Origin of the sequence: Changpingibacter yushuensis (assembly GCF_014041995.1) — a bacterium.
Taxonomy (GTDB): Bacteria; Actinomycetota; Actinomycetes; order Actinomycetales; family Actinomycetaceae; genus Changpingibacter; species Changpingibacter yushuensis.
The window spans coordinates 1674053-1696748 of record NZ_CP059492.1 but is presented as its reverse complement, the minus strand read 5'-3'; the positions used below and the strand labels follow the sequence as shown (position 1 = coordinate 1696748).

Annotated in this window: 20 protein-coding genes and 1 other RNA gene; 14 read left to right on the top strand and 7 right to left on the bottom strand. The window is 57.2% G+C overall.

Going from position 1 to position 22696, the window contains the following annotated elements; genetic code table 11:
- Positions 1 to 123 precede the first annotated feature (123 nt).
- From spxB to H2O17_RS07370, 4 genes are all read left to right on the top strand, one after another.
- Positions 124 to 1863 carry a pyruvate oxidase gene (spxB, locus tag H2O17_RS07385; protein WP_220456733.1) on the top strand — a complete coding sequence of 580 codons (1740 nt, stop codon included), beginning with the start codon at positions 124 to 126 and terminating at the stop codon, positions 1861 to 1863.
- Positions 1864 to 2100: 237 nt separating this feature from the next.
- The gene (locus H2O17_RS07380) at positions 2101 to 2511 is read left to right on the top strand and encodes a (deoxy)nucleoside triphosphate pyrophosphohydrolase (RefSeq protein WP_182049106.1); all 411 of its coding nucleotides are present in this window, start codon (positions 2101 to 2103) and stop codon (positions 2509 to 2511) included.
- On the top strand, positions 2508 to 5399 hold the full coding sequence (locus tag H2O17_RS07375) for a DEAD/DEAH box helicase (RefSeq protein WP_182049105.1): 2892 nt from the start codon (positions 2508 to 2510) through the stop codon (positions 5397 to 5399). Before H2O17_RS07380 ends, H2O17_RS07375 begins: the two co-directional genes overlap by 4 nt.
- 436 nt (positions 5400 to 5835) lie before the next feature.
- Entirely contained in the window at positions 5836 to 6288 is a 453-nt protein-coding gene (locus tag H2O17_RS07370; RefSeq protein WP_182049104.1) for an Lrp/AsnC family transcriptional regulator, read from the top strand.
- 21 nt (positions 6289 to 6309) lie between these two features.
- Here the strand turns inward: H2O17_RS07370 and H2O17_RS07365 are convergent, their stop codons facing one another.
- Positions 6310 to 6786, bottom strand: coding sequence for a hypothetical protein (locus H2O17_RS07365; RefSeq protein ID WP_182049103.1), 477 nt, complete (start codon positions 6784 to 6786; stop codon positions 6310 to 6312).
- Here H2O17_RS07365 and H2O17_RS07360 point away from each other — a divergent pair.
- Positions 6785 to 6985 carry a hypothetical protein gene (locus tag H2O17_RS07360; RefSeq protein ID WP_182049102.1) on the top strand — a complete coding sequence of 67 codons (201 nt, stop codon included), beginning with the start codon at positions 6785 to 6787 and terminating at the stop codon, positions 6983 to 6985. The two genes, H2O17_RS07365 and H2O17_RS07360, sit on opposite strands and share 2 nt — an antisense overlap.
- Before the next feature lie 153 nt (positions 6986 to 7138).
- Here the strand turns inward: H2O17_RS07360 and H2O17_RS07355 are convergent, their stop codons facing one another.
- Positions 7139 to 7852 (bottom strand): MarR family winged helix-turn-helix transcriptional regulator, encoded by a 714-nt coding sequence (locus H2O17_RS07355; protein ID WP_182049101.1) that lies wholly within the window; start codon positions 7850 to 7852, stop codon positions 7139 to 7141.
- A 133-nt stretch (positions 7853 to 7985) separates the two neighbouring features.
- Between H2O17_RS07355 and H2O17_RS07350 the strand changes: the two genes are divergently transcribed.
- Positions 7986 to 8564, top strand: coding sequence for an NADPH-dependent F420 reductase (locus H2O17_RS07350; RefSeq protein WP_182049100.1), 579 nt, complete (start codon positions 7986 to 7988; stop codon positions 8562 to 8564).
- A gap of 93 nt (positions 8565 to 8657) precedes the next feature.
- Positions 8658 to 11129, top strand: coding sequence for an aminopeptidase N (pepN, locus tag H2O17_RS07345; protein ID WP_182049099.1), 2472 nt, complete (start codon positions 8658 to 8660; stop codon positions 11127 to 11129).
- Between the two features lie 37 nt (positions 11130 to 11166).
- Here pepN and H2O17_RS07340 read toward each other — a convergent pair whose 3' ends face one another.
- Positions 11167 to 12876 (bottom strand): FAD-dependent oxidoreductase, encoded by a 1710-nt coding sequence (locus H2O17_RS07340; RefSeq protein WP_246311188.1) that lies wholly within the window; start codon positions 12874 to 12876, stop codon positions 11167 to 11169.
- A 296-nt stretch (positions 12877 to 13172) separates the two neighbouring features.
- On the opposite strand from H2O17_RS07340, the gene H2O17_RS07335 reads away from it, so the two are divergent.
- From H2O17_RS07335 to H2O17_RS07325, 3 genes are all read left to right on the top strand, one after another.
- A complete protein-coding gene (locus H2O17_RS07335; protein ID WP_182049098.1) occupies positions 13173 to 13442 on the top strand; it encodes a metal-sensitive transcriptional regulator in 270 nt (89 codons plus the stop codon).
- Between the two features lie 140 nt (positions 13443 to 13582).
- The gene (locus H2O17_RS07330) at positions 13583 to 14389 is read left to right on the top strand and encodes a Nif3-like dinuclear metal center hexameric protein (protein WP_182049097.1); all 807 of its coding nucleotides are present in this window, start codon (positions 13583 to 13585) and stop codon (positions 14387 to 14389) included.
- 93 nt (positions 14390 to 14482) lie between these two features.
- Entirely contained in the window at positions 14483 to 15217 is a 735-nt protein-coding gene (locus tag H2O17_RS07325; protein ID WP_182049096.1) for a zinc ribbon domain-containing protein, read from the top strand.
- Positions 15218 to 15287: 70 nt separating this feature from the next.
- Here the strand turns inward: H2O17_RS07325 and H2O17_RS07320 are convergent, their stop codons facing one another.
- Positions 15288 to 15986 carry a YaaA family protein gene (locus tag H2O17_RS07320; RefSeq protein WP_182049095.1) on the bottom strand — a complete coding sequence of 233 codons (699 nt, stop codon included), beginning with the start codon at positions 15984 to 15986 and terminating at the stop codon, positions 15288 to 15290.
- 195 nt (positions 15987 to 16181) lie between these two features.
- Here H2O17_RS07320 and rnpB point away from each other — a divergent pair.
- An RNA gene (gene rnpB / locus H2O17_RS07315) (RNase P RNA component class A) lies at positions 16182 to 16549 on the top strand.
- A gap of 102 nt (positions 16550 to 16651) precedes the next feature.
- Here the strand turns inward: rnpB and ppgK are convergent.
- Both ppgK and map read right to left on the bottom strand, forming a co-directional pair.
- Entirely contained in the window at positions 16652 to 17698 is a 1047-nt protein-coding gene (gene ppgK / locus H2O17_RS07310) for a polyphosphate--glucose phosphotransferase (RefSeq protein ID WP_182049094.1), read from the bottom strand.
- A 35-nt stretch (positions 17699 to 17733) separates the two neighbouring features.
- Positions 17734 to 18633: a type I methionyl aminopeptidase gene (gene map / locus H2O17_RS07305; protein WP_182049093.1), complete on the bottom strand. Its 900-nt coding sequence runs from the start codon at positions 18631 to 18633 to the stop codon at positions 17734 to 17736.
- 97 nt (positions 18634 to 18730) lie between these two features.
- On the opposite strand from map, the gene H2O17_RS07300 reads away from it, so the two are divergent.
- Positions 18731 to 18976, top strand: a complete 246-nt coding sequence (locus H2O17_RS07300; protein ID WP_182051064.1) for a hypothetical protein — start codon at positions 18731 to 18733, stop codon at positions 18974 to 18976.
- Positions 18977 to 19151: 175 nt separating this feature from the next.
- Here H2O17_RS07300 and panB read toward each other — a convergent pair whose 3' ends face one another.
- Entirely contained in the window at positions 19152 to 19973 is an 822-nt protein-coding gene (gene panB / locus H2O17_RS07295) for a 3-methyl-2-oxobutanoate hydroxymethyltransferase (protein ID WP_182049092.1), read from the bottom strand.
- A 143-nt stretch (positions 19974 to 20116) separates the two neighbouring features.
- On the opposite strand from panB, the gene H2O17_RS07290 reads away from it, so the two are divergent.
- Positions 20117 to 21295, top strand: coding sequence for a DUF2207 family protein (locus H2O17_RS07290; RefSeq protein ID WP_182049091.1), 1179 nt, complete (start codon positions 20117 to 20119; stop codon positions 21293 to 21295).
- A gap of 62 nt (positions 21296 to 21357) precedes the next feature.
- Positions 21358 to 22695, top strand: coding sequence for a type I glutamate--ammonia ligase (gene glnA / locus H2O17_RS07285; RefSeq protein ID WP_182049090.1), 1338 nt, complete (start codon positions 21358 to 21360; stop codon positions 22693 to 22695).
- Position 22696 lies beyond the last annotated feature (1 nt).

Sequence of the window (22696 nt, the reverse complement as noted above, 5' to 3'; positions counted from 1 at the left end):
ATCACATACCGGAATAGTTAAAGTATTAACTAAGTTCTCCTGAGTGGGTCGCGGAAGGCGCGATGAGATCCATCGCAAGGTTGCGGAAGGCAACCGCCAACGCCCCACAAGAAAACAGGAGACATGATGTCCGAGAAGGCGCAAGCAGGTCAAGTAGTACTTAAGGTTATTGAAAGCTGGGGAGTAAAGCGCATTTACGGCTTGCCTGGAGGATCGTTTGATTCGATGATGAACGCGATCCACCTTGAGAAGGATAATCTCGATTTCATTCAGGTCCGTCATGAGGAGGCTGGATCGCTCGCTGCCTCGGCTGAGGCGAAGCTGACCGGGCGAGTTGGCGTCATGTTTGGATCTGCCGGGCCGGGTGCGATTCACCTTCTCAACGGCTTATACGATGCGCGTGAGGATCGTGTGCCAGTCCTCGCTTTGGTCGGCCAAGTGCCGCAGGCATTCATGAACATTGACTACTTCCAGGCGATGGACGAGGGGCCTATCTTTGACGATGTGGCAGTCTACAATCGCACGGCAACCACGGCGGCGGGCCTTCCCAAGCTCATTGACGAAGCTATTCGTCAGGCGTACGCACATCGCGGCCCCGCAGTAGTAACCATCCCAAAGGATCTGGCGTGGGAAGAGATCGATGCGGCCGTCCCAACTTCCGCGAACTACTACTCGGATCCCGTCTACCCGCTTCCTGTAGCCTCCAAGATTGAGCAGGCCGTAGAACTCCTATCTCAAGCCGATCGGCCGCTGGTCTACTTTGGAATGGGTGCTCGGAACGCCCATGATGAGCTTCTGGAGCTCTCCTCAAAGCTCAAGTTGCCACTCATCTCCACTCACCCAAGCAAGGGGAGTATTGCGGATGATTTCCCAGCCTTCCTAGGTTCAGCTGGCCGAGTGGCCACCAAACCTGCCGTTGAAGCCTTGAGCGCTGCGGACGTCATTGTGTGGGTGGGCAATGACATGCCGTTCGCTTCGAAACTTGTGAACTCTCATCAGAAGATCATCCAGATCGATGTGGACGCTCAGAAGTTCGGAAAGCGCTTTGCAGATGAGCTCTCTATTCTTGCCGATGCCAAGGTGGCGTTGCGCGCCCTCATTGACGCCAGCCCCGAGTTGCCGGGCACCGCGTTCTACCGCGCCAGCCTTGCAAACAAGCAGAACTGGGAGGAATGGTTGACTACCTTTGCGAATGATTCACGTACGCCACTTCGAGTGGAACCGATCTTCCATCTGTTGAACGAGGTTTCCAAGCCCGACGACGTCTTTTTGGTTGATGTCGGTAACGTCAATATCAACTTTGCCCGGCTCGCTCATCTGACACCGAACAACAAGTGGGCGACTTCTGGCAAATACGCCACTATGGGCTTCGCGGTACCCGCAGGTATAGCTGCCAAGGCAGAGTACCCGGATCGCCGTGTGTGGACCCTCTCCGGTGATGGTGGCTTTGCAATGCTGAACGAGGAGATCCTCACTCAAGTGAAGTACAACTTGCCCGTTATCAACGTGGTGTTCTCAAACCGCACCTTGGGGTTCATCGAGGCCGAGCAGCGCGATGATTCTCATCAGCCGTTATCAGGCGTGCTGATTCAAGATGCGGATTGGGCCAAGGTCGGCGAAGGTATGGGTGCCGTCGGGTATTCGGTGAACACTCTGGACGAGGCGCGAGCAGCGTTCGAAGCTGCTAAGAAACTCGACAAGCCGAGTGTTATCGACGTCAACATTACCGGTGACATGCCGTTTACCACGATGTACATGCACCTCTCCGACCACGATGATCCGGAGGCCGTGAAGGAGTTCCAGGCCAAGTACGAGGCTGAGGATCTCAGGGCCCTTGATTACTGGATGGAGCAGGCCAAGTAGTGGGGAAGTAGGCGTGGGGCGGGCTCATCAACGCATGATGTGCCCGCTCCTCTTGCTTAGACCACCATCTGTTCGGGCTGATACCTAGAATCTTTCCTATGTGCCGTGCATCTGTTTTCCGCAACCGCAGGACTCTGTGGACCATGGATCAGGTGCCCGCTGCTCACGTTCTTTGCGGATAAGGAGTTGATCCATTGCGCTATCCTGGGCACGAACATCTTGGAAGGAACTCAAAGCATGACCACAGAACACGTAAAGAAGCGCATCACAGTAGTGGGGGCCGTGATCGTGGACGGTGGGAATGTCTTTGCCGCTCGGAGAAGTGAGCACATGTCGCTACCCGGCATGTGGGAGTTCCCCGGTGGGAAGGTGGAGGCGGGAGAAACGCCACAAGATGCTCTGCGCCGTGAGCTCATGGAAGAGCTGCGGTGCCACGTTGAGGTCGGCCAGCTGGTTGAATCCACCGAGTACGAATACGACTTCGGTGTGGTGCATCTGACGACGTTCTTATGCACGATGAATGGCGATGCGCCTCACCTGACCGAGCACTCTGAAATTCGATGGGTTCCCACTGCACAACTTGATGATCTGGAGTGGGCTCCAGCAGATGTTCCCGCAGTCGAATCGGTAATGAAGCTTCTCCAATGACCTCTTCTACCGAATCTGCGCTGAGCTCTGATACAGCATTTGGGTTTATGGATGCACATACCGCTTCCATGCAGCTCTACAACCCGGTTCTCATCGAAAATGAGAATGAGAACACGATGTTGTACGCAATCCTCAAGGAGATGCGCAGGTCCAACCGGTTCGATTTCTCGGTGGCGTTTGTGGCGCCGAGCGCGTTGGCGTTGCTCAAGCAACACCTCCTCGATTTCACAGGCACGGGCCGGATAGTCACGGGAACGTACTTAGGTTTCAACTCTCCAGAGGTCTTCAGAGAACTCCTCGCTCTGGACAACATAGAGGTTCTGATCTATCCAGACCACAAGGGCTCGTTTCACGCAAAAGGCTACATCTTTGAACAGGATGAGATCACCACAGCAATTGTTGGTAGCTCAAATCTCACCCGTGGCGCACTACTTGAAAACAAGGAGTGGAACTTACGGTTTTCAGCCATGCCAGGTGGCGATATCACTGGGCAGCTCAAGCAGGCCGTTGATCGCCAAATCCGCGATGCCGTTCCCCTCACCCAAGAATGGCTCGAGGAGTACCACGCGCAATATGTTGCTCCGGTCCGTACTCCGGGGAGCCGGTTAGGGGGCGCATCCGCGGATCTAGATAGGTTTGGTCGCGGCGAAATCATCGCGAACTCTATGCAGCAAGAAGCCTTGGAGTCCATTTCAGACCTGCGCAACTCTGGTGCTCGCCGAGCGTTGGTTATCTCTGCAACCGGTACCGGTAAAACGATTCTGGCTGCCCTCGATGTCAAGTCAGCCGCTGCCAAACATATGCTCTTCGTGGTGCACCGCGAGCAGATCCTTGACCGCGCCATGGCAGATTTTCGCCGCGTGCTCGGTGGCGATTCGTCGGACTACTGCAAGTTCTCTGGCAACGAGAAGCGGCTAGATGCCCGCTACGTGTTTGCCACAGTGCAATCCTTGGCGCGCTCCGACGTGTTGAGCGCCATTCAGCGAGACACCTTCGACTATGTCCTCGTTGATGAAGTTCATCGTGCTGGTGCCGAGACCTACAGACAGATTATCGAGTGGTTTACGCCCACGTTTCTTCTGGGAATGACGGCCACACCAGAACGCATGGATGGCTTCGATATCTTCCAGTTGTTCGATTACAACGTGGCTTATGAAATACGGCTTGCTAGGGCACTTGAAGACAAGATGCTCGTGCCGTTCAGCTACTTCGGAGTCACTGACTACGTGAACGCGTCGGGTGTGACTGTGGAGGACTCCACTGATTTGGCCAAACTGGTGGCTACTGAACGCGTCAGGCACCTCGTGGAGAAGCTGACGGTGTATGGACACACAGGCCAGGTCAAGGGATTGATGTTCTGCAGTCGAAACGATGAGGCGAGGGAGCTCTCCGCGCTTCTCAATGAGCAGCGCGTCAACGGAAGGCAGCTGCGGACGATTGCGCTGAGCGGAGCCGATTCGATTCTAGCGAGGGATCAGGCAGTAGACCGTCTCGAGGCCGGCGAGCTCGACTACATCATCAGCGTTGATGTGTTCAACGAAGGCATCGACATCCCGGCCGTGAATCAAATCGTGATGCTCCGCCAGACGAAGTCGGCAATCATCTTCACTCAGCAGCTTGGCCGTGGCCTGCGCAAGTGCCCTGGCAAGGATCACCTGCGAGTCATCGACTTCATCGGGAATTACAAGAACAACTACCTCATCCCTATTGCACTCTCAGGTGACAGTTCCCTTAACAAGGACGTAATACGCAAGAGGCTCATTCGTGCTGATACTGCGGGCACGGTGGCTGGAGTCTCGAGCATCAGCTTTGACAGGGTGTCGTCAAAACGAGTCCTGGACTCCTTAGCGGCCGTCTCGCTCAACAGTCTGGCCAACCTTAAGCGCGCCTTCTTTGACATGTCTGCAAGGATCGGAGCGACGCCTAAGCTTTACGACTTTGCAAGGTTTGATGCGATTGATCCGGTGGTCATGGCAACCAAGGAGAAGAATTACTGGAGTTTCCAATACAAGGTCAAGGCTGCTCCTTCGGGTCCGTCACTTTCGCAAGAAGGTTATCTCAACTTCCTTTCGGGTGAGCTACTGAATGGGAAACGCCCACACGAACTCGTTCTTCTGAATGCTCTCATCCAAGGTGAGCGTGTCACTGAGAGAGAGTTAGCGAACATCTACTCAAGGTTTGGTCTAGATAGTTCGTCTGCGCTTGAGAACACTGTGGTCAGCATCTTGGCTTTGAGCTTCTTCACACAGACGCGGCGGGAAGCGTACGGCAGTCAGCCGCTGATTGACTATCGCAAGGGTGTTTACACGCTCTCTGCCGGATTCGAAACAGAACTGAATGAGGATTCCTACTTCACAAGCGAAGTCGAGGATCTGATCAGGACTGGGCTGTTTCTGTCTCGGCACAGATACAACGGATCGGGCCATCTCTTAGTGGGTGAGAGGTACTCGCGTAGCGACGTCTGTCGGCTCCTCAACTGGAGTTCAGACCAATACTCGACCATGTATGGGTATAAGATCGACGAAATGTCGGGAACCTGCCCCATCTTTGTCACGTACGCAAAGAACGTTGGCATCAGTGCAAGCACAAGGTATGAGGACGAGTTCGTCGATCCCCAAACATTGAAGTGGTTCACAAGAAGTCGGCGAACGCTCTCATCGTCGGAGGTTGTCACCATCACAAGTGGTGCCACCAAGCTCCACTTGTTCGCAAAGAAGGATGATGCGGAGGGGCGAGACTTCTACTACCTCGGACCGGTGCATCCTCGCGACGCAAGGCAGGAGACGATGCCCAGCGATCAGGGCACGTCGTTGGACGTTGTTTCCATGATGCTGGATTTGGAGATTCCTCTGCAGCCGAGTCTCTACTCATACTTCGTCCAATCGTGAGCATCGGGGGAGTACCTCAAGTTGAAAGTTCAACATGAGATACGTCACAGGGCCAAACTCGTGTTAATTCAAGAGGGTGGGATCAAAGTCACATCTCATGGTGCTTCACCAGTTCCTGTACGCCTCGGCTGCGACCTTGGGCTGACCTTTCGGCGTGGATCCGGCTATTTTGGACGATCTTCGGCCATCTCGAATATATACATAAACAGGTGTGATTATGCGATTGGGTGAACGGTCTGACACTGCTTCGTGACCAGTAATGAAGCTACGATGGTGGTCAGCTTTGTCGCGATTTGGTGGAAAGGTCCGGCGCGTCTGGGTGGAAAGTCCCGCTATGGACATCTTCTTGGAGAAGAATTGTCCAAGAGTTCGGGCGTGTCGGTGATACGGTGAGCCCGTTTGCGATTGGTAGTGAAGCTGTTCAACAATCATTGTTGTGGATGACATCGATAAGAAGATTCTGGCAGAACTGCAGGTTGACGGCCGTTTGACCGTCACTGAGCTTGCCGAACGAGTGAACCTAAGCGTGTCCCCTTGTCATCGACGCCTGCGCGCGTTGGAGGCAGATAAGGTGATTACCGGATACCGCGCGCTCATCGATCCGAGTTCGGTCGGATACGACTTCTCGACCATCGTCTTCGTAACTCTGCGTGATGGCGACAATCAGACCATGACGCGATTCGAAGAGGAGCTGGAACAGGTCCCAGAAGTCGTTCGAGCAGTGCGAATGTTTGGTGAGCCGGACTACCTCTTGGTGGTGTGGACCCATGATGTGACCGCCTTCCAACACCTCTATGACGAGCGTCTTTCTGCCTTGGCTGGTGTCCAGCGCCTCACCTCAACAATCGTCATGAAGACTGTGGTGCCGGAGCGTTCTGTACCACTCTGATCTTCTCAAACACAGCAGGGTTTACCGGTCCACCAGCTCACGCACCACGTCTTTCGGGTCAAAGGCTGCGAGCGTGGATTCGTTGAGGTAGTCGCCTGGTGCCGGATCGGTGTAGTGGTGACAGGCGTCTGGCGGCCACAGGGGTGCGTAGTACTTACCCTCGTCACTCTCAACCCAGATGTTGGGGTATGCCTCGTAGTATTCGGCGCAGGCTTGGTCGGTTCGTGGCTGTGGTGCGGTGTGAAGAGCCTCAGTGAGAGTGGCGATGTCGCCGGTGAAGGCTCTGAGCCAGTAGCCAACGAATTGAGATTCCCGATCGTAGGTGGCCACGCATAGCGTGGCACTGACAAGGTCTACGTCTGATGGCAGCGCAGTGCGGCGGATGATAGTGGAGTTTCCACCGGGGCGCTCCAGAGCGTTCGGATACAGACCGGGGAGGATTCTTCCGTTTTCGACGACGACGCTTGATGCCACGAGTGCTGGATCCTCACCGGCCATGCAATCGATTCTGGTAAATGGACCGGATGAATCCGCCGAGGTTGGCTCTGTCTTGGGTGGCGTGGAGGTGGAGGTTACTGACGATGGCGAAGTGGTCGGGTTCAGTGGAGTGGCGCTGCCACTCGATCCGGGGCTGCTCACGGACGTGCAGGCGGTTAGGGTCACTATCGCTGCTACCAACAACACTGTATGTACATAGTTGCTACGCATGAACTCTCCTCTCACGTTGCAGTCTAGAACAGCAAGAATGCACTGAGGGAGAGGTATGTGCGCCCTACTGAGGCGCGTTGGTATCTAGCTCGGGGGAGATCGTTGGGTGGCTCGGTGTTTGGACGCGCCACCCTCGCCGTTCCTACAGAGCGAGTTTGAGTGAGCCGTTGGATGGCGCCTGACTCCACGGATCCGCGGGTAACGCCGCCTCCTGCAAAGATTCCTTGGAAAGCTCCTTGCGAGGTGGGTCGGCCGGACAGGATGAAACCAGTGGCGGGTCAGCTGGACAGGATGAAACCAGTGGCGGGTCGGCCGGACAGGATGAAACCAGTGGCGGGTCCACGGGGCACACTGTGCCATCAACGGCATCCATCTGTGTTGTGGTCACCTTGAGCCGGCCGTCCGGATCGAGCTTGCGAAGGACCGCGAGGCTTACGTCGGCGAGCTGCTGGACGCCGTCGTCGCCCAAAGACTCCAGGCCGGAAAGAATCATCTGGCGCGCGGCGGCACTGTAAACAGGCTGGGCCCGCTTTTGCGCTTCCAATCCGGCATCGGTGATGAACGCATTGGTGGCCCGGGCGTCGGAGGAACACTTCGCGCGGCGCACAAGCCCCTTCTTCTCCAAAGCTGAAACCACGCGGGAAAGGCGGGGGAGGGTGGCGTTGGTGCGCGAAGCGAGCGCTGTGAGGCGCAAGTATCGTTCCGGTGCCTCGGACAAGGCTTCAAGAAGGGTGTACTCGAAAGAGGTCATGCCGGCTGGGATGAGCTGGTGGTCCAGGGCGGTTGGTAACAGCTCCAGAAGTGCGTGCAAGCGCGCGATGGCAACTCGCTCTTGGTAGGTCAATGTGTCGGACATAAGAAGATTCTACCTCATAGTTGTATGTTTAACTATGGTGATCTATAGTGATGGTTGTACCTACAAGTAACTGACGTGTGGTTCCGGATTCTTAGGGCCTCACGAACCATCCTCACACAGAAGGAACAAGAACATGACCAGCATTTCTATCTTCGGCAACGGCAACATGGCAACCGCAATCGGCGGTGTGCTTTCAGCAGGTGGCGCCGATGTTCAGTACATCACCCATGAGGAGTCCGGATCGGCTGCGATCTCTGGCGAAATCGTGGTGCTCGCTGTTCCATACCCGGCCCTAGATTCCATCGTGGCTGATTACGCCGGCCAGCTCGCGGGCAAGACGGTAGTAGACATCACCAACCCGCTTGACTTCCAAACCTTCGATTCCCTCGTGGTTCCCGCTGGTAGCTCGGCTGCAGCGGAGCTACAGGCTAAACTTCCCTCGGCAAACGTTCTCAAGGCATTCAACACCACGTTTGCCGGCACTCTCGCTGCCAAGACTGTTGGTGAGAACGCGACCACCGTGCTGGTGGCCGGCGATTCCACGTCCGCCAAGGACGCGCTCATCGCAGCCGTCACCGCCGGTGGTGTTCAGGCACTCGATGCCGGTTCGCTCAAGCGCGCACACGAACTAGAGGCAGTTGGCTTCCTTCAGCTCACCCTCGCTGCCGCTGAGAAGATCTCGTGGACGGGTGGCTTCGCAGTGGTCAAGTGACCAGTCTGCACATCGTTTAGTCAGGCACGGTGCTGGGAGCAATGCTCGCGGCACCGTGCCTGACTGTTTGCGTGGGCGTGTCAAAATGGAGGCATGAGTTCTGCAAACCTGACCAGAGAAGAGACGGCTGCCCGCGCGGCCGCGATCACAGTCAAGACCATCCGGGTCGAACTCGACCTGACGAATGCACGTGATCACGAGAATCTCGGTTTCCCCACGACCACCACGCTGGAGTTCGATGCGCAGGAGTCAGAAACGTGGCTTGACTTCATCGGCCAGAGCGTTGAAAGCGTAACGGTGAATGGCATTGATCGCGCCGTCGTGTGGGATGGAGCGCGAATCGCGCTCACAGATCTTGCGGAACACAACGTCGTTTCCATAGCTGCGGTGGGTTCATATAGCCGGACGGGTGAGGGCCTTCACCGCTTCCTTGACCCGGCAGACGGTCAAACCTACCTCTACACCCAGTACGAACCCGCTGATTCACGCCGTGTTATGGCGTGCTTCGAGCAGCCCGATATGAAGGCGCGCACCACATTTGCTGTCGCAGCCCCCTCGTCCTGGCAGGTTTTGTCCAACCAGAGTGTGGTTTCTATGGCCGACGACGGCGCGGAAAAGCGCGTTGAGTTCGCGCCCACGTTGCCGCTTTCCAGCTACATCACTGCGGTTGCCGCAGGGCCTTACCACCGGGTTGATTCAGAGTGGACGCGCGCAGATCTGGTGGTCCCGCTCGGCGTGCTGTGCAGGGAGTCGCTTGCGAAGAACCTTGATCCGGATGAGATTCTCGAGATCACAAAGCAAGGCCTCGACTTCTACGCAGATCACTTCGATTTCCCTTACCCGTGGGGCAAGTACGATCAGATCTTCGTTCCCGAGTACAACTTGGGCGCCATGGAGAATCCCGGCCTCGTGACCTTCACGGAGAACTACGTGTTCAGGGGTGCTGCCACGCAGGCGCAGCGTGAAGCGCGAGCTAACACAATACTGCATGAGATGGCCCACATGTGGTTCGGCGATCTGGTCACCATGAAGTGGTGGGATGACCTGTGGCTGAAGGAGTCTTTTGCCGATTACATGGGTTCGCACGCATCCGTTGCGGCCACGCGCTTCACGCACGAATGGGTGACTTTTGCCAATTCGCGCAAGGCATGGGCATACACGCAAGATCAGCTTCCCACCACGCATCCGATCGTGGCGGACATCCCGGATCTGGAGGCTGCCAAGCTCAACTTTGACGGCATCACCTATGCCAAGGGTGCGGCAGTGCTCAAACAGCTTGTTGCCTTCGTCGGAGAAGAGCGGTTCTTTGAAGGAGCGCGGCGCTATTTTGCAGCACATGCGTTTGCGAACACCACACTCGATGATCTGTTAGTGGAACTTGAGGCGGCTTCAGGCAAAGACGTACGGGCCTGGTCACACGCGTGGTTGGAGACCACAGGTATGTCCACTTTGAGCCTTGAGACTGATTCTGAGGGTACGTGGATCACACAGACCGATCCTCGCCCGCACACGCTTCGTGTGGGCATCTACCGAAGGGATCCAAGCGGCGTCCTCAGGCTCCTCGAAAAGATCCCCGTAGACATTTCTGACGTCCGGACACCCGTCAAGCTTCCGGAAGCTGATCTGGTGCTTGTGAACGACGACGACTTGACGTTCGCGAAGGTGAGGTTGGACCCGAAGTCTTTGCATTCAGTGAAGCAGTCCCTTTCCACGATTGAAGATGATATGCCCCGCGGGCTCATCTGGTCGGCGCTCTGGAATGCAGTCCGCGACGGAGTGCTGCCAGTGGATACTTACCTCGAGGTTGTGCGTCATCACGCTCAGGCGGAGACGAATGTTGGGGTGGTAGGCGTGGTGTTGCGCCACGCGCTCTACGCGGTCTGCAACTTCACGCGTGATCCGCACACAGCTAAGCGCCAATGGTTGGAGACCACTCGCAAGGGTGCATATGAAGTCGAAGGCGACTGCCAGTTAGTGTGGGTTCGCGCGTTTGCGGCAGCGGCGGAGTTCTCGGACGCGCAAGCGCCGCTTATCCGTGAGCTGCTCGACGGCACATCCGCACTGCCGAGAATCGAACTAGATACTGACGTGCGTGGTCGATTCGTGGTGGCTCTCGCTGCCACGGGCTACCTGTCAGAGGAGGAAATCCACGCCGAACGTCAACGCGACAACACCGCGAGCGGCCAAGCGAACGAGGTATTGGCACTCAGCGCGCGCCCGATCGAGGAGGTCCGGCTTCAAGCGTGGAACAGTGCGTGGACTTCCACAACTCTGTCCAATGAACTGCTCAGCTCCACTATTGCGGGATTTACAGCGGGAGCGCGCCGCGATCTGACCGCCCGCATGGATTCCGAGTACTTCAAGAATATCCGTGAGGTGTGGCGGACTCGAAGCATTGAAATGGCTCGAAGGATTGTGCGTGATCTCTACCCCGCAATGGAGACTACCGAACTAGCTGATCGTTGGCTTGCGGAGAACCAAGATGCTCCAGGAGCACTTCGGCGCATTGTCATCGAACAGACGGATAACTTGGCTCGAGACCTGAGGGTACGCGCTCAAGGATAACGAGGGGCCCAACCTCCATTCCCTGAGCCCGGCCACGTCATCCCTTCGTCAGCCGCTCGGACCCAAGCGCATCGATCAAGGTGAGTATTCCACCGCTCAGTGAGGCACTATCCAGTCCCTCCTGCAGCAGAATCCTGTTAGCAATGTGGGCTCTGACTCCAGACTTGCACAGCAACCTGATACCGCGTCCTTGGGCAGCTCCGCGAACCTCGTCGAGGCGTTCGCGGAGCTCGGTGTGGGGAATGTTTAGGGAGCCCGGGATGTGCATGGCATCAAACTCTGCCCTGCTCCTCACATCGAGAATGAGGTGGTCCTTCTTCAAATCGTCCAGCTGTTGCGCGTACCACAAGGTCAACGTGCCATCGAGCAGGTTTTCAGCGACCATACCGATGAAGTTGATCGGATCCTTGGCACTTCCATATGGCGGTGCATACGCCAGATCAAAGTCAATGAGCTCAGGCGCTGTGGTTCCGTTTCTCATCGCGGCCGCCAGAATGTCAATGCGCTTGTCTACACCTGCCTTACCGACGGCTTGAGCTCCGAGCAGCCTCCCATCGCTGCGGCCAATGTGAACGATGATGGATAGCTGCTCAGCTCCCGGAAAGTAGCCAGCATGCTGGTTTGGATGGAGGTGGAGCGTGTGGAATGAGGTTCCGGCAGCTTCGAGTGAGGCTCTGTTTGCGCCTGTCATTGCGACAGTTAATTCGCCCACGCGAACGATTGCCGTGCCGAGAGCACGTGGAATCGGCCGGGCCCTATCGCCCAAGAAAATGGCGTCTGCGATGAGCCGGCCAGCCCGGTTTGCTGGTCCGGCAAGGGCCACTGGCCGCGCAGCGCCCGTCACCTCATCGGTGCTCAATGTGGCATCACCAGCGGCATATACTCCGGGGAGATTGGTCCTGCCATGTTCATCGGTGACGATGAACCCTCGATCGCATGTGACGCCAGATTGCTCAAACGGTCCCGTATCGGGGCGCGTACCAACGCTCAAGACGACGACGTCGGCTTCCAACGCAGTCCCGTCAGATAGACAGACAGAATCAACCTGAGGACCGTGCTTGATTTCTACTGCTGAGCGCGAGGTAAAGAGATGAACTCCGAGTCGCTCCAGTTCGGAGGCAACGCGGGAGGCAATCTCATCTTCGAGTGGGGGAATGACGTGGGGTGCGAGTTCAACCACTGACGTTTCCACGCCCATCTGGGCGAATGCTTCAGCTGCTTCAATACCAATGAAACCTGCTCCAAGAACCACGGCTTTGCGTGCGTGCTTATGGATGCTTTCCCTGAGTGCGATGGCATCTTCGACTGTGCGCAATGTATGTACTCGCGGCGAGTCCAGTCCAGCAATCGTGGGGCGCAGTGCTTGCGTACCGGGCGCGAGGATGAGTTCATCGTATGGGAACTCGGTGGTTTGCCCGCTGCCGTCGGTGGCGAAGACAACTTTGGCTTCGTGATCGAATCCGGTCACCTCATGGCCGATTCGAACGTCTAGGTTGAGGCTGGCTTTCAACGACGCCGGCGTTTGCACCAGAAGATCATGTGGTTCTGTTATCTCACCGCCAACAAAGTACGGAAGCCCGCAGTTTGCAAAGGATGGGTGCTGGCCGCGTTCGAGCACAGTGATCTGTGCCGATTCGCTGAGTCTTCTGGCGCGCGCGGCCGCGCTCATTCCCGCCGCAACTCCGCCAACAACCACGATCAAGTGGGAGCGGCCTATGGGAGGTTGCCTGTCAGTGTGCATGAGCATTACTTGGCACCTCGGATTCGGCCGAGGAATCCGGTTTTCCTTGCGGCCAAGATTTCCGCTTGCGTGTGCTCCCCATCGCACCACTGGTCTGCCGGAACTCGCGCCTTAACGCTGGCAATGTGTTGGCCGCAACCAGACCATGTTGTTTTTCCGCATACCTCGCACGTGACTGGGCTACACATGTTGGGTGATTCCTTTCGTCGGACGACTCGCATACCCTAGGGAGTATATCAGAAGATACCCCACGGGGTATACTTTGGTCAGAAACTCTGGTCAGAAACTGTGGAGAGGAAGCTATGGGACGGGAACCACATGCACGTCAAGAAGAGGCAAAGATCCTCAACCGACTGCGCCGCGCCAATGGGCAACTCGCTGCGGTCATTGCCTCAATAGAGCGGGGCGAGGATTGCCAAAAGGTGGTTCAGCAGCTGGCGGCAGTTTCCAAGGCTGTGGACAGAGCAGGGTTCCTCATCATTTCGTCCGCCATGAAGAACTGTTTAGCGGAGGAAAACGAGGGCGATTTGACCACAGAAGATCTCGAGAAGCTCTTCTTGTCTCTCGCGTGAGCCACCTTGCTGCTGGCATGAATGCTGAATGACGCCTTCGGTGGGAGGTTGCTCCTGTGCTGGTCTCGTACACGCCCCACGCGCTGACCCGCGACTCGTGGTTCTGGGAGGGATACTCCAGTGCGGGTTAGCCTTGTGTCATGAGTATTCGAGTGCACGACGTCGTCGGCGCAATGGAGCGCCTCTTTCCGCCTGAGACCGCCGAGGCGTGGGACCACGTAGGGCTAACGATCGGAGATCCGGACGCGCCAGTTTCACGCATCGCATTCGCGGTGGATCCTTGTGAGGCCTCGGTAGCCGAAGCGCTGACACGCCAGGCAGACATGCTCATCACGCACCATCCGCTCTACCTTCGCGGAACGCATTCGGTTGCCACAACCACAGCAAAAGGCCGTTGGACCACAGCGCTGATCCAGAACGGGGTCGCCCAGTTCTCCGCCCACACCAACGCGGATGTGGCCGCGTCCACGGCTGCGCTCGCGGAACTGCTCGATGTGACGATTGAACAGCCGTTGGATCCTCAGACAGGTATTGGCGGAGTGGGAGAACTCCAATCCCCGCTCACACTGGAAGCCTTCGCCAGACTCGTCTCCAGTGTGCTGCCCACCGTCCCTGCTGGCATCTTGGTAGCTGGGGAGCTTGACCAGATAGTCTCGCGCGTGGCGATATGCTCCGGCTCGGGTGACTCCCTCCTGCAAGCAGCCAACGAATCTGGTGCCGATGTCTATGTGACTGCTGACCTACGCCACCACCCGGCAACCGACCACTTGTGGAACGGCGGATGTGCGCTTGTGAGCGCCACGCACTGGGCAAGTGAATGGCCTGTGCTGAGGGTTATGGAGCGGCGCCTGACGCGCGAACTTGCGCTTGTTCACGGCGCGGATGCCGAAGGAATCGAAACCTATGTGTCCGCCCTATCAACGGATGCATGGGCGATGCGGCTCTGAGAGACGCTCGCGGGCTTAGCCACCGCGGCTGGCAACCTAGCCCTGCCAGCGTGAACTCGAACATCCCACCTCCCAATTCGGTAAGGTCAGAACATGGCACAGGCACCCGTCACCGATCAGCTGGCACTCCTAAAGGTCGCGGAACTCGATTCCCGCATCGCCAGGTTGGAGCGTGAGAACACCAAGCACCCGCTTCGCGAAAAGCTTGGAGTCATGATGAATACTGCCGCCGCGCGGGCCAGATCCAAACAGGATGCGCAAACTAAGGTTGGCCAAGCACAGGATGCACTTGCTGCAGCGGAAGCTACTACGTCTTCACTTCAGGCTCAGATTGCGGACAAGGAGTCCAAACTGAACTCGGGGGTTGGCCTGACTTCCCGCGATCTGCTCGTCTTGCAAAGTGAAATCGAATCCCTTCGCAAGAGCTTGGATGCAGCTAGCGATGCCGAGTTCGAAGCGCTTGAAGCGGTGGAGAAGGCGGAAGGGCTGGTAGGGAAGTTCACGGCCCAGATTGCAGACTTGAAGGATCAGATCTTGGCGGATCGTTCCGATCTCGAAGATGCAGTGGCAACCATCGTCACGGAACAAGAGGAGCTCCGTGCGCAGCGATCTGTTATCTTCGATCCTCTAGCAGAGGAACTGAAGAAGATCTATGATCATTCGCGTGCCAGCGGCGGATACGCCGTGATGGGGATGCGGCCCAACGGTATGACGGGCGCAGGCGTGACTCTTTCACCAGTCGAAGTTGCCCAGATCAAAGCGCTGCCCCCAGAGCAGATCTACCTCTCGGAAGATTACGACGCCATCGTGGTGCGCCTTCCCGAATAGCGTTCGCCCATTCCCACCATCTCATCGTGACCGCGTTCGCGTCAGGACTCGATCGCGTACCTTCAGTTGATCACATACCTTCAGGGATAAGCACGAGATGGCGCCGATTATCCTTCTGGGTTACGCGGACCTCGCCGAGCGTGCGGGCAACATCCGCCACTTCGTCGGTCTTTGCGTCCAACAGTGCCCGTGTGAGCAGTCCTCGGTAGCGCTTGGCCATATGCGTCACAACCTTGCCGTGAGAGTCCGTCACCTTTGTATCCCACCAGATTCCGCGTGGGTCCCACACTTGGTAAGCGCCAGAACGCATGTCTACGACGACGTCGTCGTGGTTCAAGAAGTCCGCTCTCTCAAGACGGTGGCGCCAAAATGATTTCAGTGCGCCGGTGATGGGTAGTGAAACGTTGATGGAAAGGCGATAACTCGGGATAAGGTCCTCGGCGGTGGTTGCACCAAAAAGCCCGGAGAAGATCACCACGTCATCACCTGCATGCAGCTTGGCTGCCTCATACAGAACGCCCGTGTAGACCTCCCGGGCCGGCGCACAGGGAGCATTCCACAGATCGCGTTGGGCCTCAACTCCACCGGCGATACGTTTGCCCACACGCAGCACCGACAGGGCTTCGCGTGAAGTGGAGACCGTAATGAGTTGCTCAATTGCCTGATGGCGGGCTTGCGTGAGGTCGGGCCAAGTCATCGCACTGAGGTCCAGGTGAGGACCAACGGCGGGAGCTGACTTGCCCTCAGAGGGCGGCAGCAGAATATGCATACAGGCGATCATAGATGAGTTGCCGTAATCCCTGCCCCTCAGCAGCCCAATAAGTGACTGAACTAAAAGTGTGTGCCTGGTGCGAGAATGAGCCAGAAGCGCGGCTCGTGGGATCCATGCGTCATGGTCGGCAGCAAAGCTCACCCGATCCGATGCAGGGGTGGCAGGTTCAGTGGGCTAAGATCATAGGGCGAATGAGTCGGCTAGGCGGCCGCGTGATCTGTGCGCAAGCGCGTGGATCCCGAGGAACGTCCGGGCTCCACAGGGAACGGTGGTGGGTAACGCCCACCCGGGGTGACCCGCGGGATAGCGCCACAGAGAACAAACCGCCGCTGCACAGCAGCGGTAAGGGTGAAACGGCGGTGTAAGAGACCACCGCGCCTCAGGTGACTGAGGCGGCATGGCAAGCCCCACCGGGAGCAAGGTCAGACAGCGCGCATAGGCTTCCCGTCAAGCGCGCGGGTGGACTGCTTGAGGCCTGTGGCAACGCAGGTCCTAGATGGATGGTCGCCACTGCGCAGAAATGCGCAGTACAGAACCCGGCGTATCGGCCGGCTCATTCGCCTTGCTGCATTCTCAATACTGCGGCGCGAGCCGTCAGAAACTCTCAATACTGCGGCGCGAGCCGTTAGAACGGTTCGCTGCCCGTGTTCAGTCCCTGTATGTCAGTCTCGCTTTCCAACTCGCCGTTGCGTGGCTTTCTTGGCATCTTTGGATGACTTGCGCTCGGCTTTGGCCGCCTTCTTCGCGGCTTTGGCTGCATTCTTGGTGGCCGCCTTTTCCGCCTTCTTCGCAGCCGCCTTATCTGCCCGCGTCTCACCGGCAGGTATGCCATATGCGAGATCTGGTTGTTCGCTCAGCGGAGACGTTGAGCGGGCTCGAGCCTCGGCTCGAATCCTGTCCCGATTGGATCGGATCTGCGCTCTTACTTCGGGCGTCAGGTCAAACGCGCCGTCTTCCTGAGCAGCCATCAATGCGGATCCAACTATTCCGGCGGAATTCAGTAGCTCGGCGGGAATAATGGGGGCACGTGTGCTCAAGAGGGGAACAAACTTGTCTGCCTTCTTCGAAATGCCACCGCCGATGATGAACACATCGGGGGAGAACAACATCTCGACGTGGCTGAAGTAGCGCTGAAGGCGCCGTGCCCACCGTTCGTAGGAGAGCTTCTCACGTTCGAAGGCAGAAGTGGCGGCCTTGGACTCAGCATCGTGGCCATTGATCTCGAGGTGGCCAAGTTCCGTGTTGGGAATGAGCGTGCCGTTCATGACGAGTACTGTTCCGATTCCAGTACCCAGCGTGACGACCATGACAAGGCCCTTACGATCTTCGGCCGCTCCGTAATGGACTTCGGCATACCCCGCAGCATCGGCGTCGTTGACAACAGTGACTGAGCGGCCCAACCTGTCCCGCATGAGACGGCGTACATCCACTCCGGTCCACGATTTGTCTAGGTTGGCGATCATGGGCGCAACCCCGTGGATGATCGGAGCAGGAAAGTCGATGCCGATCGGAATAGAGGCATCAAGATTGAAATGGCCAACCAGTTCCGCAACGGTATCGGCTACCGCCTGCGGAGTGGCTGGCTGTGGGGTCGCAATCCGATATCGAGGTGCAAAGAACTCGCCGGTCAAGAGATCGACGGGTGCTCCTTTGATTCCCGAGCCGCCGATATCGATGCCAAAGGCGATGTTCGTGGGATAGTCGCTCATATTGCACTCCTTCGTTTTCCGGCCCCACAGAGCCTTTACAAGTGTGGCGCTAGATCTGGGTCAGATGGAAGAGTCAGGATTTCAGCGCCGTCCTCTGTGACCACAAGTGTGTGCTCCCATTGAGCAGTGCGGCTACGATCCTTGGTGACCACAGTCCATTCGTTGTCCCACTGCTCCCATGCGATGTCACCAAGCGTGAGCATGGGTTCTATGGTGAACACCATGCCAGGCTCCATCACTGTTGCGTAGCTCGGGGCGGCGTCGTAATGAGGAACGATCAAGCCAGAATGGAATGCTTCCCCCACACCGTGCCCGGTGAAATCCTCTACCACCCCGTACTGAAAACGCTTCGCGTAGGATTCGATGACGCGCCCGATCACGTTGATTTGGCGCCCGGGTTTGACAGCCTTGATGCCGCGAAGCATCGCGGTGGCGGTGCGCTCACACAGGAGTCGCGATTCTTCATCGACTTCGCCAGCGTAGAACATCGCGTTCGTGTCACCATGAACGCCGTTCTTATAGGCAGTCACATCAAGGTTGATGATGTCACCTTCCTTGAGCTCAACAGAATCGGGAATCCCGTGGCAAATGACCTCATTAATGGAGGTACATATGGACTTCGGAAAACCCATGTATCCCAAGCATGATGGGTAGGCGCCATGATCACACATGTATTCGTGAGCAATGCGATCTAGGTAATCTGTTGTGACGCCGGGAGCCACGGCCTTTCCAGCCTCATACATCGCATCGGCGGCAATGCGGCCGGCCTCACGAATGTGCTCAATCGTCTCAGCATTCTTAACGTCGGAAGCTGTGATTACTTCGGGTCCGCTGTGAAACATGTATTCCGGTCGCGGAATGCTGTTCGGGACGTGAAGCTTTGGTGAAACTGTTCCGGGAACGAGTGTTCCCAACGGTGCTCGATCTGCCAACATAACATCCAGTCTAGGCTTCCTCGCTTCAAGGTAATAACGTTGTTCGTACGAGCAACCGGACATGTGGTGCTCATGGGCACGAGGTAGGTGGAGTCAGATGTCAGAGCCAACTGAGTTCTACTACAACACCAAGACAGGAGAGGTTGAGTTCGGCAAGCAATCTAGCTGGCTACATCGGATGGGGCCCTATGCCTCGTACGACGATGCTGAACACGCCATGGAATTGGCTGCCGAGCGTAACCGCGAATCCGACGCTGAAGATGAGGAATGGGAAGGGGAGTGGGCCGCCGAGCGCGATGTCAACCAAGACGGCGAACCTGATCTTCCTCCAGCACGGACCTGAGGTACGTGGGACTCTCGGGGTCATAAGAGCTTCGGGCCAGGCTGGTTTCGTGCGTTAGCTGGGGGCTTGCTCTGAGCTAGCGCGGAAGGCAGTAGCGCCCAGCACAACCTAAACGAGTTCGAGCGCCAGCTGCGTGACATTACGCGGCTGGCGCTCGAAGGCTGCTGAAGTAGGTTTACTTGAGGAAGCTGTGTGAATCGTCGGGGAACTGGTGGCTCTTGACGGCGTTGCAGTAATCCGCTGCCGCGCCCCGCAAGGCGTCACCGACATTGCCAAACGTCTTTGAGAACGAAGGCGACCACGTGGTCATGCCTGCCATGTCTGTCCACACCAGAACCTGGCCATCGCAGCCGGCACCAGCGCCGATTCCGATGGTGGGAATGGAGAGGATCTTCGTGATCTTGGCTGCGACCTTTGCGGGAACCATCTCAAGAACCACGGCAAACGCACCAGCATCTTGGACGGCGACGGCGTCGTCAACTAGACGCGCTTCCTGTTCCTCACCACGGCCCTGAACCCGTGGCCCACCAAGGTTGGACTCGCTCTGTGGCGTGAATCCAATGTGGGCACACACCGGGATTCCCGCGGCGGTTATCTTTGCGATTGTGTCAGCTTGACGTAGGCCGCCTTCGAGTTTGACCGCATTGGCACCGGCCTTCATAAGCCGCACGGCCGACCGCACCCCTTGCGCGGGCGCCTCCTCATAGCTGCCAAAAGGAAGATCAGCCACGATGAGAGGACGCTTGGCACCTCTGCAGACCGAAGCTGTGGCCACGACCATCTCGTCCAAAGTGACGGGGATAGTTGATCCATAGCCCAGAAGAGTGTTGCCATAGGAATCACCAACCAAGATCGTGTCCACACCTGCTTCTTCGAGGATGTGGGCCGTGATGGCGTCGTAGCACGTGAGCATCGTAATGGGTTCGCGGCGTTGCTTCATCTCAGCGAGATGTTGGAGGTGTATCTTTCGAGGACGTGCGGAAGTTGAATCCGTCATCTTTCTCCTAAGTTTGTTCCTAGCACTATCCTAGACCTCAGCCCAATCTGGGCGCATAATCGCACCTGAATGGGCGATATAGCTAGCTGCCTTCCCAATGGGGAATACGCTTGTTCTGAATCGGCGTGGGGAAAGGAGTGCTCGTGGAGTCGATCATCTCCTATTTTGCCGTCACCCCCACCGAATTCTGGGTTGGTGTGCTGCTCATCGTGGTGGCAGTGATGGTTTTACTCGCGGCATTGCGACCGGAACGGGAGTACCGGGATCTTCCGCGCGGTGTTTTTCCCGACGACGGCAAGCTCCACCCCACACGACGTGCTTCGAGCAGTGAACCGCCTTTGCGCACAGCGCTGCCAGAGATGAGCCCAGCTGAAGCAGCGCTCATAATCCGCGAGGCGGATGGGCCCTCGCTCACCATCGTGACCTTGGTGGACCTCGCGGCGCGCGGCTTTCTTGAGTTTACTGAGTATCGCCAGTTTCCAGGCGCACCACCGTCAGTGGTTGTTGTGTTTCTCAAGGAAGCGGATAGCACGTGCACATCCGAAGAACGCTACCTGTTGGAGATCTTGGCTGACCAAGGTGCGGCAGAGAGTAACGCTTTCGTCCTGCGCCACCCGTTTGATCTTCCTCGATACCGCAACACCTTGGAGTCGCTTGGGGTGCCACCTCTCGGATTGCCCACTGCGCGTTTGAGTGGGCTTCGCAGTTCGGTTAGTGACACTATGGCGGAGATCGTGTCGCATCGTTTAGAGGTGGAAAGAGAATGGTTTCGCACTGCTCGTCAGAAGCTATCCAATGCCGGGGCGTTGGAGTTTCTTGGCGGGGCAATGGGCGCAGCTGTCTCCATCTTCTTGATGCTGACCAGTTCACTGCGCCCGTTTTGGCTTCTGGTATGCGGAGTGCTCGTTCTTCTGGGTGCGATTACGATCCTCGGAGCTGCAGAACGAACTGTTGAAGGATCTGTAGCCCGCGACCAGGCGTTGGGCTTTCGGAGGTATCTTCTGGAGGCCCCTCGTGCAGGTGGGGCGACTCTAGAGCAGTTCGCGCATCTGGCTGGCTGGGCTGTGGCGTTGGATTGCGCGCACGAATGGGAGCAGAGCATTGAACGCCTCAGCGTGGGAGACAATCGAAGGGTTGATGAGGTGTTTCCCTGGATTGTGTACACCACTTCACCGCTTACTGAGCTGCGTCAGATCCCCGAGTTCATCAAGCTCATGTTCGCGCGAATCCACTCCGCTCCCGAGGCCGACGATACGCGTGATGACGATACGCTTGGTGCGGGGCTGCGTGGTTGGCAGAGTTCGCCGTCCACTGAACAGTGAGTCGCCCGCACGCGCTCCGGTCAATGGCACAATAGTCGTGGCAGAGCGATGTGAGGAGACCAATGGACCGTCAACAGGAATACGTGCTTCGGACAATCGAGGAACGCGGAGTACGTTTTGTCCGATTGTGGTTTACCGACGTCGTTGGGCAGCTCAAGTCCGTCGCGATCGCTCCTGCAGAACTGGAGGAAGCATTCGAAGAAGGCATTGGATTCGACGGCTCCTCAATTCAAGGTTTGACTCGGGTACTTGAATCCGACATGTTGGCTCGCCCGGACGCTGCCACATTCCAGATCTTGCCATGGCGCGGTTCCGATAACGCAGTTGCTCGGATGTTCTGCGACATCACCACACGCGATAACGAACCGGCGCGGTCAGACCCGCGCACTATTCTCAAGCGCACACTCTCCAAAGCTGCAGAGATGGGGTTCACCTGCTACGTCCATCCCGAGGTGGAGTTCTACCTGTTCCAGCCTGAGACTTCAGCTGACGCAGTCCCCGTTCCCATTGACAATGCCTCCTACTTCGACCACGTCTCGCGATCCACAGCCCACGATTTCCGTAGGGAAGCCATTCTCACGCTCGAAGAGATGGGGATCTCGGTGGAGTTCTCACACCACGAAGCAGGCCCGGGCCAAAACGAGATCGACCTGCGCTACTCTGATGCGCTTTCGATGGCGGACAACCTCATGAGTCTGCGCGCTGTGATCCAAGAAGTTGCTATTCACCAAGGTGTTCAAGCATCGTTCATGCCCAAACCACTGGTCGATGCCCCGGGCAGCGGCATGCACACCCATATCTCCTTGTTTGAAGGTGAACGCAACGCATTTGCGGATCCCACAGGTGCCTACGGCCTATCCAAGACTGGGCGGCAGTTCATGGCTGGTCTGCTGCGGCACGCCCGGGAGATCGCGGCTGTGACCAACCAGCATGTCAATTCCTACAAGCGGCTATGGGGTGGTGACGAAGCGCCGTCCTACGTGTGCTGGGGTCCCAACAACCGCAGCGCCTTGATCAGGGTTCCTGCATACAAGCCTCAGAAGACTCAATCCGCGCGGCTCGAGTTCCGTTCCATTGATTCCGCAGCCAACCCGTACCTGGCATTCGCCGTTATGGTGGCTGCGGGTTTGGCGGGAATCGAAGGTGACTACGAGCTTCCCGAACCCGCGGATTCTGACATTGCACAGATGAGCGATATGGAGCGGGGCATTCTGGGAATTGAGGCGTTGCCTGAGTCGTTGAGTGAGGCCATTGCGCTCATGCAGAAGTCTGAACTGGTAGCCGAAACCTTGGGTGAAGACTGCTTCGACTACTTCATCCGCGATAAACACCACGAATGGCAGCAGTACCAGCACCAAGTCACACCGGCTGAACGGCTACGGTTCCTATCCACGTACTGAA